The 13,478-nt window shown below is 39.2% G+C and carries 12 protein-coding genes; 6 read left to right on the forward strand and 6 right to left on the reverse strand.

The genetic code is table 11. From position 1 onward, the window contains the following. The first annotated feature begins 204 nt into the window (after positions 1-204). The 5 genes from ASU31_RS25105 to ASU31_RS25130 all read left to right on the forward strand — a co-directional run bounded on the left by ASU31_RS25105 (position 205) and on the right by ASU31_RS25130 (position 7,088). Positions 205-1,110 (forward strand): restriction endonuclease, encoded by a 906-nt coding sequence (locus ASU31_RS25105; protein WP_057934992.1) that lies wholly within the window; start codon positions 205-207, stop codon positions 1,108-1,110. An 81-nt stretch (positions 1,111-1,191) separates the two neighbouring features. After that, positions 1,192-2,586 (forward strand): hypothetical protein, encoded by a 1,395-nt coding sequence (locus ASU31_RS25110; protein ID WP_057934993.1) that lies wholly within the window; start codon positions 1,192-1,194, stop codon positions 2,584-2,586. A 725-nt stretch (positions 2,587-3,311) separates the two neighbouring features. Then, positions 3,312-4,445, forward strand: coding sequence for an AAA family ATPase (locus tag ASU31_RS25120; RefSeq protein WP_057934995.1), 1,134 nt, complete (start codon positions 3,312-3,314; stop codon positions 4,443-4,445). Further along, positions 4,426-5,439, forward strand: a complete 1,014-nt coding sequence (locus ASU31_RS25125; protein WP_057934996.1) for a hypothetical protein — start codon at positions 4,426-4,428, stop codon at positions 5,437-5,439. The genes ASU31_RS25120 and ASU31_RS25125 overlap by 20 nt, the downstream gene beginning before the upstream one ends. Further along, positions 5,436-7,088: a DUF262 domain-containing protein gene (locus ASU31_RS25130; RefSeq protein ID WP_057934997.1), complete on the forward strand. Its 1,653-nt coding sequence runs from the start codon at positions 5,436-5,438 to the stop codon at positions 7,086-7,088. The genes ASU31_RS25125 and ASU31_RS25130 overlap by 4 nt, the downstream gene beginning before the upstream one ends. Before the next feature lie 357 nt (positions 7,089-7,445). Here ASU31_RS25130 and ASU31_RS25140 read toward each other — a convergent pair whose 3' ends face one another. From ASU31_RS25140 to ASU31_RS25160, 5 genes are all read right to left on the reverse strand, one after another. After that, complete coding sequence (locus ASU31_RS25140) at positions 7,446-7,682, reverse strand: hypothetical protein (protein WP_157258299.1); 237 nt, start codon at positions 7,680-7,682, stop codon at positions 7,446-7,448. Positions 7,683-7,823: 141 nt separating this feature from the next. Next, the gene (locus ASU31_RS25145) at positions 7,824-8,003 is read right to left on the reverse strand and encodes a histone H1 (RefSeq protein WP_057935000.1); all 180 of its coding nucleotides are present in this window, start codon (positions 8,001-8,003) and stop codon (positions 7,824-7,826) included. Positions 8,004-8,186: 183 nt separating this feature from the next. Continuing rightward, positions 8,187-8,531: a hypothetical protein gene (locus tag ASU31_RS25150; protein ID WP_057935001.1), complete on the reverse strand. Its 345-nt coding sequence runs from the start codon at positions 8,529-8,531 to the stop codon at positions 8,187-8,189. 117 nt (positions 8,532-8,648) lie between these two features. Continuing rightward, positions 8,649-8,882, reverse strand: a complete 234-nt coding sequence (locus ASU31_RS25155; RefSeq protein WP_057935002.1) for a hypothetical protein — start codon at positions 8,880-8,882, stop codon at positions 8,649-8,651. Positions 8,883-8,911: 29 nt separating this feature from the next. Continuing rightward, positions 8,912-10,852: a chloride channel protein gene (locus ASU31_RS25160; RefSeq protein ID WP_245224609.1), complete on the reverse strand. Its 1,941-nt coding sequence runs from the start codon at positions 10,850-10,852 to the stop codon at positions 8,912-8,914. 117 nt (positions 10,853-10,969) lie between these two features. On the opposite strand from ASU31_RS25160, the gene ASU31_RS25165 reads away from it, so the two are divergent. Further along, positions 10,970-11,671, forward strand: coding sequence for a Crp/Fnr family transcriptional regulator (locus ASU31_RS25165; RefSeq protein ID WP_057935003.1), 702 nt, complete (start codon positions 10,970-10,972; stop codon positions 11,669-11,671). Positions 11,672-12,374: 703 nt separating this feature from the next. On the opposite strand, the gene ASU31_RS25175 is transcribed toward ASU31_RS25165, so the two are convergent. Next, positions 12,375-13,469, reverse strand: coding sequence for a PepSY-associated TM helix domain-containing protein (locus ASU31_RS25175; protein WP_057935005.1), 1,095 nt, complete (start codon positions 13,467-13,469; stop codon positions 12,375-12,377). Between the last annotated feature and the right edge of the window lie 9 nt (positions 13,470-13,478).

Below are 13,478 nucleotides of genomic sequence, written 5' to 3' on the forward strand. Positions count from 1 at the left end.
TTAGTGAAATACGCAGATTGATCGTGTATTACCTAACACTCAAATAGAAGTGTTTTTACGTTTTCAATGAATAATTGAGTTATCAATAATTCCTTTAGCTACAAGTATCAAGCAAAAAAGAAGAACTAAACTTATTTTGTTGTTTCGAACAAGCAAAAAAACATCTTATAAATCAACGTAAAAAATACTGCATCTGTATAAGCCATGCCAAAAGAAAAAAAAGACATTGATTGGGAAGATTACGAATCATTGATCCATAAGATTTATACTGAACTCGAACCCACTATGGAGGTCCGTAAAAACGATTATATTATGGGAAGGGATAGTAAAACAAAAAGACAGATCGATATATCCATACGCCATACAATCGCTGGGCACCAGATCCTAATGATTATTCAAGCAAAAAAACTCAAGCGGCCGGCAGACATTAATGTTGTTGGTGAATTCAGCGCAGTTATACGGGATGTACAGGCATCCAAAGGCATCCTTATCTGCCATTCAGGTTTTACAAAAAGCGCAAAGATTACAGCCGCAGAACTCAAAATCGACTTATGTTCTGCCCATGATGCTTCCAAATTAGATTGGCAAAAAGAAATACAAATTCCTGTTATCAAAAACAGCATTAAAGTAGACATAAAAATCAAGCATAGTTTTATCCCAATGGGAGAAATTGGAGTAAATGGATTAGAAATCCCCTTCCCAGAAGACTCATTCAAAGCTTTCATGTCTGCTTGGGAAAACGATGACATTCCTAAAGCTCCCGGAGAACATATATTTGAATTCAAACCGGAATCCCTTGATTTCTCCAAGACTAATATCACCCTCAAAAGCATAATCGAATATAAAGTTAGCCATAGGTTTCATTTCAAGTTTTTTATACCCATTGATTATAGGGGACTTCAGGACTACTTATCTGAGACCTTTAGACCCAGTTTCATGGCCTTCAAGGAAAAAATCCCCTACCTGGATGACGGAACCTGGAAATATATCAAAGATCCTACGGAGATCTCCATAAGCTCAGTTTATCTGGATATAGAAATCATGGACATCGGCTTTCTCAAAAAAAAATTATTTAGAATAGCGTGGAAAGACGCTACCGAAATTAATTGAAATTCAATAAAGAGAAATCGGTGAAACAACTGAATCCTATCCATTCAACAACAATAAATCAACAGCTAAAAAACTTCCCATATGCCCTCAACATTAACTTCCCGACTCAGATCCTTACTCGTTCAGATCAAACTAAATGAGGACCCAGATTTGATTTCAAGAACGATACATCTAAATCCAAAATTATACAATATTTTAAAAACTCATTTACTTGAAACCACTAAAAAACATAAGCAGAGAAAAAAAATAATAACTGACGAGATTCTAAATAACGGGTTAGAAGAAATGCTAAAGCCTGTTTATTATAAACTATCGTCAATTGGCTATAACTATTCCGATGATAGCGAAATTATGGAAGCGAGCCTCAAATATACACTAGACACTGTCCTAAAAAATTACCCATTGCACAAAAAATGGACTCCATTTCGAACCGGAATCCTTCATTCATCTTCCCAGGTAGAGGAAATTGACAATCTGATCGGTCTTGATTCTGTAGAGTACCCGCAGCCGTACTATGAATTTCAATATGCCATAGAAAACTCCCTGGTTACTTCAAATGGTGTAAACCACAAATTAACCTCGCTGGGAAATCTTTTTATTTCGCTGTCTTCATTAACGGCTCCGGTATTTATTTTAAAATTGGAAAGCTATTGTCATACAACAGGGACCGAAGATCAATGGCACATCAGCCAGGAATATTTAAAAAGTTTAAATGACCAGAGCAGCATTTACCTTGATTTTGGAGATTCGAGATATACCCTTTTGGAACTAGATCCAAACCTCACGTATTTGAGAAGATTAGATGACCTTGGTCTTATGTATACAAAAGATCATACCTTAGAACGACGAATGGCAGAAAACATTGATAGTAGTATACCAACATTTCATATCGGTGATGATTTTATCGAAATGGGCCTAACAGACTTGGGCCGCAGGGTTTTGAGCCAAGTCTTAGATGAAGATCTTGGATTACTCGATCGAGTAATTCAAGATCTTATCCAACTTGAACTTTCAGGAAAGAAAAATTTAGCCTTAATTTCAAATGAAGATCTCAACGAAATACTCGATCTTACGATAAAATTCCCAAAAATCATACTTAACGAAGCTCAAAGCATTGAAGACATTATCACGGATGTTAAGAAAAACAACTTAAGTTTACATCATCTTAGAGGTATCATGCCAAGTATCGAGGCAATCATGAGGCAAATCCTAAATAATGAAGGACACCTGACTGAGAAAGATAAAAAAATCACTTTAGGTGGATTGACTGATAGGTATAGAACATTGCTTAAAACAACACCTATTATCAGTAAAGATATTTTAGATTTCTTCAACACCCTAGAAAGAAATAAGCTACTGCATGGAACAATGGCACCGTCAGATCAAATCCTCGAAATATACCTTGGTATGGCACTAAACTTTCTTCTTCTTATACTCAGAGAATACCAACAGTATAAAAAATCCAATATCCAATAAATATAACCATGATCAACTAATGTATGTTTTGATGTATCAGATAGATTACTCTCAGATATCATTGGCTGCGCACACCTTAGAGGCTGACAGCGTGAATATTTAACAGAGGTCGTGATGCGGCAGCAGTGCTTAGGTTACGAATTAGGTGTCGCCATCAGCGATACCTTGGATGCTCCTAGGCCATTGCCCCTTATGAAAAATCTGTCCGATTACAACGTACATTTTTGTGCCAGTGAAGATTTTTTCCAATCAGAGGTGAGTTTTTCACTTCAAAACGAAAAAAAACCAACCTAAAACACTCATTTACTACTATTTACACTCCCAGGTTCGACACCCTTTCGTTTCAAGCCTCACTGCTAACACCATTATAATTGAGCCCGTGAATTTATACTCGAAGCAATCACATTTAGCTACATGATTTCTCTTTAACATCCTTACCTAATCCACCTCACAGTCTTCTGGTTGTAATTTCATTCTTGCCTTTACTTTTTGTTGCCATTTTTCTGTTTTTAATGACAAGCTATAGCATGACGAGACACACGATCAGCGAAAACAGGTGGATACTATTGCCGAAATCCCCAATATAGGTAGATATCTATATAGCTGTTTTGTTTTTTTAGTGCTTTGTCTTGGTATTGTTAGGGGTTGCTATTGTTTAAATGCGGTCAGGCTTTCAATAAGCGGTTTATTTGACTACTTTTGTGGTAGCTGATTGGATAATTTACATGGTCAAGAGAATATCTTTTAAAAATTATAAACTATTTCGGGAAAAACAGACGCTGGAGATTGTGCCGATCACAATTTTTATTGGGAAGAACAATTCCGGGAAAAGTGCTATTGCGAAATTACCTACGCTGATTTCAGGGAGTTTGAGGGGTGGCTTTTCAGCTCCCTTTCAATTGGAAACAGATGGTGTTAGAATTGGTCAGTCTTATGAGGATCTTTTTTATAACCGGGAAATTACTGGGGAGCCACTTGAATTTGAGATACATGATGGAGATTCAAGTGTAGCTGCGTTTATAACTGGAGACAGGTCTCTTAACATTAGGGTTTCAAAACTGTTTGTAGATGGCCAAGAGGTTAATCTTGCTGCTACAAAATTAAATGGTCTTGTTCCAAAGGATCAGGATCCAAAGAAAATGGTTTTGAACTTTGACTATATCGAGTCGTTTCGAAAGTTCCCTGCAGCTAGTTTTACCGATATTTTTGGTGAATATGATAAGCTTGGGGTATCGGGTGAAAATGCGTACAAGCTTTTGGCTCAGTACCATCAGGCTGGAAATAAGATTTTGCAAACTATAAGTAGTTGGTTTGAGCAGAATTTTGAGGGTTGGAAGATTAGTATAAAGGATGTATCGGGTACTTCGGTATCTTATGAGGTTGTTTTAGAGAACAATTTTATTAAGCCGATCAATATTGTAAATACGGGTTCTGGGATTAGGCAATCGCTTCCGCTCATCGTCAGGTCTTTTATGCCAGTAGAAAAGGATACTTTGATTATTATAGAGGAGCCTGAAACGCATTTACATCCTGCTGCGCATGGTAACCTCGCGGAACGTTTCGTGGATTCGTATCTGGAGGATAAGCGCAGAAATTATATGATTGAAACCCATTCGGAGAATTTCATTTTGCGAATACAGCGTTTGATTGCTTCCAATAAGATCAGCGCTAATGATGTTGCGATTTATTATATTGACTACAATGAACACGAGGGCCATAGTGCGCTAAAACGCCTTTCAATAGAAATTGATGGGGAGGTCGAGGATTGGCCTGATAATATCTTTAATGAAGGACTGGACGAGGTGTTAAAATTCCGCAGGGCACAAAAAGAACAGCAAAATGCAGGTAAGAATCCTTAAAGATGTTTTTGAAAACGGTTCACATTTCGATGAACTGGATAATCTTTTAACCCTGTTCAGAAAAGGCAAACACGCACTTTTCCTTGATGATATTGATGATATTGAAGCCTTTAACCATTCGGAGTGGAAAAAGGGTTTAAGCTCCAGGGAAATTAAACTCATCAGCGCCTATATCAAAAGTGCGACAAAAATAAACAAAGCCAATAAGCTGATCAACGTTTCACTTGCTGATCTTGACGTTAATTTTGCACCGAGAGAAGCGGAAATGTATTTGGCCCAGCCCCTGATTATTTTATTGGAGAATAGTGAGTATGATCCTCCTTTTACCAATGCAATTTTTCAGCACTTTGATGATGGTGCTATAATTTTGCAGGCTAAGAGCGATCAGTTTTGGAAGTACGGCATGGGTGGTGGGTCTGCGATCAGCAGTGTAATAACTTCAGAATTAAAAGAGTCTTTTACGGATCCATGCTTCACTAAGGATAAAAAAACTTATCTGCGGTATTTTGTGATATTGGATAGTGATAAAAAATACCCTGGAATGCCCGTGGATAAGGCTAAGCATGAGGCTTTGGATCAAAATGACGTGCCTTACCATATTTTATTTAAAAGGGAAAAAGAGAATTATATGCCTTTGGATATATTAAAAAAGCTGAATGATGAGTATATTGATCTTTATATTGCTTTTAAGAAAAATGAGCAAAGAGATTTTTTTGATTTGGAAAAGGGCTTTAATTTAAAAAATTACAACGGGTTATCTGCGGAAGTTCAGGAGCTTTATCCTCAGACTGATGTTCCAACAGAGCCTTATAAAGTTTTAAGGAACGGTTTGAAAATAGAAGCCTATAAATCAGGGAAGTTTAAGAAAGATTTCTCCAATCTTTTTTTTGACGCTTCCAGGGAGCAGTTGGCTGAGGTTATTGTCCATCAGCCAAAAATTGGGAGTTTAAATGAATTTGAGTATATCGTTAGTGAGATTAAAAAGATGATATGAGCAATCTGCAAATAAATACAAGAGTCAGGAGGCTTTTTCAATATCTTGATGACTTCGAGAAAGGCAGGATCCAGGTTCCTCCTTTTCAACGTGATTTTGTATGGGATAACCAAAAGAAGCTCGATCTTTTAGATAGTTTAAAAAAGGGATTTCCGATTGGTTCGGTGCTGTTTTGGCAGGCGGATGAGGAGAATCTTTTTTTAGAGGAGGATGTCCAGAAGATTGGTTCATATAGCCTTCCGCGTAATGGAAATGATTTTTATTTTATTTTAGATGGGTATCAGCGACTTTCGACTTTGTTTGGCTGTTTCATTGACCACAATAGAACTTCACTGTCAAGAGATGAGATTGATTGGAAGAAGAACTTTGACATTGTGTATAACCTTCAGGAAGATCGTTTTGAATTTAACAGGAGGACGACTTCTGAAATCCAGATTTTCCAGATTCCGCTTTATCATTTTATTGATGGGGAAAAATTCTATGATTTTCAAACAGATTTAGTTCATTCGAACGTTGATGAGAATAAGAAGAAGGAATACATCCGGTTGTATAAAAGTTTTGGGGCTAAAATTTCTGGTTATGATATCCCTTCTATTGATCTGGTGGGAGGAAATATTAAAGAGGCGGTTGAGATTTTTTCCAGGTTAAATTCAAGAGGTGAGCGGATAACGGATGATTGGAAGGTTTCTGCTTTGAGCTTTAGCCCTGAACGTAAGTTCAGGTTTGGTTCGGAGATAGATCATTTGTTTGATCGCCTAGAAAGATATGATTTCTTTAATTCCAATGGGGAGCGAAAGCATAAACGAGATTTGATCTTGAAATGTGTTGTAAATTCTTTTGGCAAAGTCTATTTTGATGTTTCCAATGTTTCTAATGAACTGGAAGAACTGGCACAGCGTAGGGATTTTATTGATATTTCCATGGCTGCTTTTGTGAGTATTGAAAAAGCGGTAAAATTTTTATACGAGGAATTAATGGTGTTGAGCAGCAATCTTTTGCCATATAATAGCCATTTGATCTTTATTACAGAGTTCTTTAATAGGTTGCCTGATCCTTCAAGGAGCCAGCTGGATAAACTTAAAAAATGGTTCTGGCAAACAACCTACGCGAATTATTTTACGGTCTATAACCTGGCGAAACAGAGGCTTGCTTATTATCGGTTTGTGGATTTTTTGGGAAACGAAGAGATAGACCCTTTTTACCTCGATAAACGGAAGAAATTTGAAACAGTTGAATTTCCAAAGAAGATTTCTATGAAAAGTGTCCGGGCAAAGGCGCTGGCTTTATTTATGCTAAATTATTCGGTTAAATATCTTGAAATATTAGGGCCGATGTTGATTAGCGTTAAAGGACGCTTAAATTATAAGGACATGAAGATTTTCAAGAATATTGATAATCCGGATGGAGATAATATTAGTGAAAATACGATTATGGTTATTACACCTGACCCGGAGAGCTTTTTTTATGAAAGGCAAGGTATGTTGTTATCTGCTGGTATGTTTAACGAAGATAACCTTTCGCGTTATTTTCTGTTTAAGGAAATGTTGAATAACCTTTCAGAAAAGGAATTTCTGGAAATGCGTTTGTCGATAGTCAAAGATCAGGAAAAGAATTTTGTAGAGCAGTTAAATGTAGTTTATAGCAGTTGAGTTGGGGATTCCGGCAAAAGTTGCTCTTCCACGCTTTTGGTGGGCAATAATTTTGTTAATTATAATAGTATTTTCTGATATCTATAATAAGGAGATCTCAATTTGAGAAGTCTAATAAAATCGTATCTTTAATCATAGAAATTTGCACAAAGAAATAAAGGTGAGTTTTTGGTTCGCGACAGCTAAAAGACACCATAAAAATCTGATTATCAAATAAATAAAACAGCAGGTTCGACACCCTTTCGGTCCAAAGCAGGACCGGTTCATAAAAAAAGCGCATCAATCCCGATAGCGCTATTTTAGATAAAAAGTGCAGACCAAAAGGCTTGCTACGCAAAAATAGAAATTAACGTATGATTACAAAACTCCTATTAAAGAAGTTATATCTTCCAGTTCCAAAAAATGATTTTTAGGGAGCAATCTTCTTAATTTAGAGCAATTTATTGGGATCATATAAAAAAACATCTTTTTCGATACCATTAAATGTTTTTTTTTTGCAACAGGGATAGCAGCGGATACCGGCCCCTGCTTAAGGCTTGCAGGCGTATGAGCGGATAGCCCGGCAGTTGCCCAGACAATATAAAAAGTTAACATCAAAATTAAATCAAGCTGGCATAACCAGAAAACATATACAGTTGCCTGGCTCTCTTGCCGTATATGATGAATATAAAAATCCACCTACAAAAAAGCCACCGGTCTATACCAGTGGCCTTATATCCCAAAACAGTCTCCTGTTTATTTTGCGCTGTTCTTTTTCTCTGTAACCTCAGCCCTGATCTCCTGAGCAAGGTTTTTAAGGTCCTGCATACCTTTGCGTACACGTGTACCGGCTGCAGCGTTTCCACCATCATAAAATTTTGCTACATCAGCTTCAACCGAAGCGATCACTTCCTTTACCTGTTTGAATTTGTCCATAACTGTTTTTTAAAGGGCCAAATGGCCCCGGCTATTTAATTATATTATTTTAGGAAACCGTATTCCAGCCCCAAAACTAAACATTTATGCAGGAAAGCGAAAAAGAACCAGCCAGATTTAACATTTCCGTACCGGGAGAAGAGCGATGCCCTCGGATAACTGCTTTTAACTACGAATTTTCGCTTATGGAAGCTTGTTTTGTCTTTTAAACATAAAAAGAAAAACCGCCCTGAGAACCTTTGCAAATCCCTTCATGATTTCCTCAACCGTCCAGTATCTCTGCCCCTCACCAGACAATATCCAGATCCCCTTTAAACCGAAAGGCTTAGTGGTCACCGCAAAAATCCTGAGCGGCTCGCCATCTGAACCCCTGCACGGGACTATCTCATCAATATCAAACCCAATACCAGAGGGCCATGGATCGGATACTCCCCAAGAGGCAGCATTTGAATCTTCCGGGTTGAATGTAAGTGTATATCCTTTTGCTTTTAAGCGCTCTATCACTTCATCGATATCGTTCTCTTCCATTAAAATGTGCTGATTACTTTAATATAGCGGGCTGACCTATATTTTCCGGAAAGCCAATGGTACGATTGTACCCTTTCCCACGATCACCTGCCCGATAATAAAAATGAGAAGGCATCATCATCCCACCCGGTATTTTTTTTGATGCCAGGTAGCAATGTTGAAAATTCCTCCAAGTGCAATCAACAGTCCGCCACAAAATTCCGGCCATGCAAATGAATGCATCCCATTGATATTGATTGTCCATGGATGTGAATCTGCCGCGTTCACCGAATTGAGATGGCCTGTGGTTAAAAAGGCGACAACCAGCACAATTATGCCAGCAACCATCATACAATAACTTGCTTTTTTCATGATAATAAATTTTAATAACAGAAAATGTGTTAAGGCCTCCTATCGGCCATCATCCTTTTGCCCCTGACAATAATTTTCTTTGCCTGCCTGTCCAGCGATAGGTTTCTCCCGGTCCTGCTTTCACTTTCGTGATTGACATGATACGCCTTAACAACGTCCCTATAACTTAACAGACCTTCAAAAGCCCCTCCTTCCCTGCTATTGAACACCATCAAAAAGTCATGCTGGTTTTGGGACATAATAGCTAATGCCTTTTTCAAAGGGTCGTTATTTTTAATATGGGCATTTACAGGCTTTATTATTGACAGTATTTCTTTTTCGGTATCTGCCGAAGGCTGAAAAAGATCCAATATTGAAACAACACCCAGGCAGTCTCCGGTTGGTTCCTTCACGGCATACTGATTTTCCATAGGAGGATTTTCTCCAAAATACCTTCTCACTTCGGCAATGGTATTATACGGGCTTATAAAGACAGGATTCCGGTCCATGACCTCTGAGACACGGAGTTTCAACAACAGATCGGGTTCATAACTATCAGGTGTATGCACACCCCTGCGAGCAATTTTTTCGGTCATGATCGTATTTTTCATAAAAAACACCGAAATGAGATAGGCCCCAGAACAGGCCCCCAGAAGCGGAAGAAGTCCGTTGATCTGGTGGGTAGACTCCAACGCAAAAAGGATGCTTGTCAGATATGCCCTGGAAGCACCTGCAAACATTGCCGACATCCCAACCAGTGCCGACATCGGTATGCTGATATCCAGACCGGGAAATAAGTTATGCAATAGATACCCCAGAGCAGCGCCGCTTGCCCCACCAATGGTCATCAAAGGTGCAAGCGTTCCGCCCGAAGTCCCACTGCCAAGAGCTATGGCCCATGAAATAAATTTAAACAGGCATAATGAAAGGATGACCGAAATGGAAAGCTGTCCGCTTAGCAGCGAGATAATATTATCATAGCCCACTCCGAGTGTTCGCGGTGCAAAGTAACCGACCGTACCGACTGCCAGCCCCCCGATAGCGGGCCACCACATCCAGTGGACCGGGATTTTCTCAAAAGCATCTTCAATAAAATACACAATTTTGGTCAGCCCGAGTGATGCAAAACCGACGAGGATCCCAATAAAACTATATATGCCCAATGCAGCATTCGAGGGTACCAAAAGTGCCGGCATGGGAAATACGGGGCCTGCTTCAAAAAGAAGATGATGTCCGGCTGCGCCGGTAATACACGCAAGGGCTACGGGAATGATAGATCTGGCGGAAAACTCAAACAGCAACAGTTCTATTGCGAGAAAGACTGCCGCCAATGGAGTACCGAATATAGCGGACATTCCGGCTGTAGCCCCAGCTGCAAGGATAATTTTACGTTCATTGGAACTCACCGTAAATAGCTGTCCCAGGGTTGAACCTAAGGCACCACCAGTTGCAATAATAGGTCCTTCAGCACCGAAAGGGCCACCTGTACCTATCGCAATGGCAGAAGAAACAGGTTTTAAAATTGCAATCGCAGGCTTTATCCTGCTCTGATTGGTCAAAACCTGCTCCATTGCTTCCGGAATCCCATGCCCCCTGATCGCTTTGGAACCATAAAGGGCCATCAGCCCAACTATAACCGAGCCTATTACAGGCACAACAATTACCCATAAACCCAAATGATTGCTTGCAGGACTATGGAAATCAAATCCAAACTGCTGATAGAAAGATATGTTTGTAACCAGGTTGATCAGTGACACCAGAACCTTTGCGATTAGGGAAATTACTATAGCAACCCCTACAGACAATATAGAAATAAACAAAAGACGCTCTTTCGAACTTTTCTCTTTGTTCCTGCCCATTTTAAACCTTCCAAAAACGCCAAGCGATGGCGATATCGGGATTATATTTTTTCTACTGTTCATTTTACTCTTAGAATGCACCAAAAGTAAAATAAAAAAACCACAAATAAAAATTAAATATATTTTAAACAATATAAAAAAGCGTATAATACAATTAAAGACTGAAAATAATATGTTTTAAACAATATTATTCAAATCATCTTTGCAATTAAATATAAGTTGTATTTTTGCCTGTGAAATATCTGTTTAATGAAAGAATGCAATAACCTGTGCGATGTAAAAAGCTGTTTTCTATGCAGCCGTGTGATACCGGATTGGCTTCCCGCGGTATCACAGAGGAAAAAGAATTTCCAGTTAAAAAAGGGCGACCAGTTATTTACGGAAGCAGAAGCTGTAAGCGGCATTTTTTTCGTTTTTTCGGGAACAGTCAAAGTCCATAAAAAGTGGGACAATGAAAAGGAACTCATTATAAGGTTTGCAAAACCGGGCGATGTGATAGGACACCTCGGACTGGGAAAAAATCCTGTTTACCCTGTTTCGGCCACAGCACTTGAACAGGCAAGTGTCTGCTTTATCGATCTTGAGTTTTTCAGGTCTTGTTTGACGGTAAATCCCGGACTTACCTATCAGATGATGGATTTTTTTGCTTCCGAGCTCCAGGAGTCGCACGAACGGATGCGCAATCTCGCTCATATGTCGGTAAAGGCAAGGATCGCCAATGCCCTGCTTTCCCTAAAGGCACAATTTGGGGCTGATGCCAATGGAGCGATAGATCTTAATATCTCACGTCAGGACATCGCCTCCTATTCGGGAACTACCTACGAAACCCTTTTTAAGGTTTTCACAGAATTCACCAAAACAGGAAAGCTTGGCGCGAACGGCAAAAGAATCAATGTTTTGGACACACCGTTTCTACAGATGGTTGTAACAGATGACAACAAAAAGGGTTGATGTTTACCGTAACCGATTTTTGATAGAAACCGAATATTTTAAAAAATGTTTTCTTAAAAAAACAACCAATCAGGCAAACCTAGCCATACAATTTAAAGCATAAATGCCAGAATTAAGATCATCGGGTCTATCATAGTTTCTTTCCCTTTTTTCTCCAAGTTCCTGTTGTTATTCAATGCCACTAACCACGGTTTAAAACTTTATTGTTTGGAATGCATTTCTGCATCATCTGATTCCCACTTATGTTCATTAAGTAAATACAGGATTTCATCTGCCTTCCTGTCCAGATTGGATACCGGAATTTTTGCAGAAGTGCCGTCCTTTAACGATAGGGTGATGTAATTTTTATATATGCTCCCGGCATTATCACGTCCAACTTCTTCTATGCTAAATGCAAAGCCCTCTATGTTTTCCCAGTTGTAAAAATCACGGTCTTTAACGGTCAGCCCGTTTTCAGTAAAAGTAAGATGGGGGCTTTTTTGATGAGCTCGCGAAGTGCATATATAAAAAGCTATGCAGGGAATATGCCAACAACAGCAATGATGCCTACAGCTACGATTGTACAAACAAATACAAAAAAGGTCTGTCAATCTCTGAACAGCGAGATTGACAGGCTTAAACATATAAATACTTTACATCATCTCCTCGTCCCTAAAGCTAAAATGTCCATAGGGCGAAACAATCAGGTGACCATGAACGGTTGTTATCTCTTTTTTCTTTTTAACCACAATAAAGCACCGCTGATGGAAAGAAAGCCGGGAGTTAGTCCAAAGACCACATAAACCCACTTCAAAACATCACCGCCAAATGCACCTACATGAAGTTGATAGGCCATATATTCAAACCGTTCTTCCAGCCCCTGTTCATCAATGATTGTATAGTGTTTAATTGTTCCCGTACCGGAATCAAAAGCAATACTGCTGGCCTTGCCCTGAAGCAATAAATTGCTAGTTTGAGGCATCTTTCCCTTAATTAATATGTCTACACCCTTTACGGTAGGAATGTTAACAGCAATTGGCTGAAAACCTGGAATACTTTTACAGGCCAGGGTGACCAGGCGATCGATATTGGCAGGAACTTCGTAGTTTGCCTGCTGTTTGGGCAAAACCCACATCGATGGTATAAAGTATTCCCTCAACATCCAAAAGCCGGTAAAAAAAAGAATAATATTGAAGAGCAGTGCCCAAACTCCGATAATGCGGTGCAGGGAGGAAAGTCCGGTCCTCCAGCTTTTAAAGTTAAGACCTGCCCTAAACCGAAGGGCCTGCCAAAAATGCTTTCGATAAACAACAACCCCAGTGATCAATGACAATAGCATCACCAGGCCAATAATAGCGGTAAGAAACATACCCGGTATACCCAGTTGCAGAGAGTAATGAAAGGTATAGATCCAGCGCAGAAAAGAGGGAGCCATCTCTTGATAGCCCCCTTCTCTGAGTATTTTCCCGTTATATGGATTTACAAAAACGAAATAAAGGTAGTTATCCCTCAGATTTTGTTGCCGCTTATAAAGCATAAACTCATAACTATCATACCTGTCCCTGGGAAAATCGTGCAGAACCAGTTTTTTAAGGTTTGGATGCGTATGTAATACCAAACGGTAAATTTCATCTGCGGGAACTTTTTTCTCTGCCGGAACAAGGTTATGCAGTTCAGGATTAAAGTACCGGTCAAGCTCATGCCTGAAAACGAGCAACGAGCCGCTAAGTCCATAAAGCAGAAAAAATATACCGGCAGCAAGTCCTGCCCAGCCGTGAATCTTGAAAGATAATTTGGTCAATCGTTTTTTCCAGTCCATCACCATCGC

Source organism: Pedobacter ginsenosidimutans (assembly GCF_001442625.1).
Classification (GTDB): Bacteria; Bacteroidota; Bacteroidia; order Sphingobacteriales; family Sphingobacteriaceae; genus Pedobacter; species Pedobacter ginsenosidimutans.

Coding starts and splice junctions, on each gene's coding strand:
- ASU31_RS25105 (WP_057934992.1), top strand. CDS start 205: ATGCCAAAAGAAAAAAAAGACATTGATTGGGAAGATTACGAATCATTG.
- ASU31_RS25110 (WP_057934993.1), top strand. CDS start 1,192: ATGCCCTCAACATTAACTTCCCGACTCAGATCCTTACTCGTTCAGATC.
- ASU31_RS25120 (WP_057934995.1), top strand. CDS start 3,312: ATGGTCAAGAGAATATCTTTTAAAAATTATAAACTATTTCGGGAAAAA.
- ASU31_RS25125 (WP_057934996.1), top strand. CDS start 4,426: ATGCAGGTAAGAATCCTTAAAGATGTTTTTGAAAACGGTTCACATTTC.
- ASU31_RS25130 (WP_057934997.1), top strand. CDS start 5,436: ATGAGCAATCTGCAAATAAATACAAGAGTCAGGAGGCTTTTTCAATAT.
- ASU31_RS25140 (WP_157258299.1), bottom strand. CDS start 7,682: ATGTTAACTTTTTATATTGTCTGGGCAACTGCCGGGCTATCCGCTCAT.
- ASU31_RS25145 (WP_057935000.1), bottom strand. CDS start 8,003: ATGGACAAATTCAAACAGGTAAAGGAAGTGATCGCTTCGGTTGAAGCT.
- ASU31_RS25150 (WP_057935001.1), bottom strand. CDS start 8,531: ATGGAAGAGAACGATATCGATGAAGTGATAGAGCGCTTAAAAGCAAAA.
- ASU31_RS25155 (WP_057935002.1), bottom strand. CDS start 8,882: ATGAAAAAAGCAAGTTATTGTATGATGGTTGCTGGCATAATTGTGCTG.
- ASU31_RS25165 (WP_057935003.1), top strand. CDS start 10,970: ATGAAAGAATGCAATAACCTGTGCGATGTAAAAAGCTGTTTTCTATGC.
- ASU31_RS25175 (WP_057935005.1), bottom strand. CDS start 13,469: ATGGACTGGAAAAAACGATTGACCAAATTATCTTTCAAGATTCACGGC.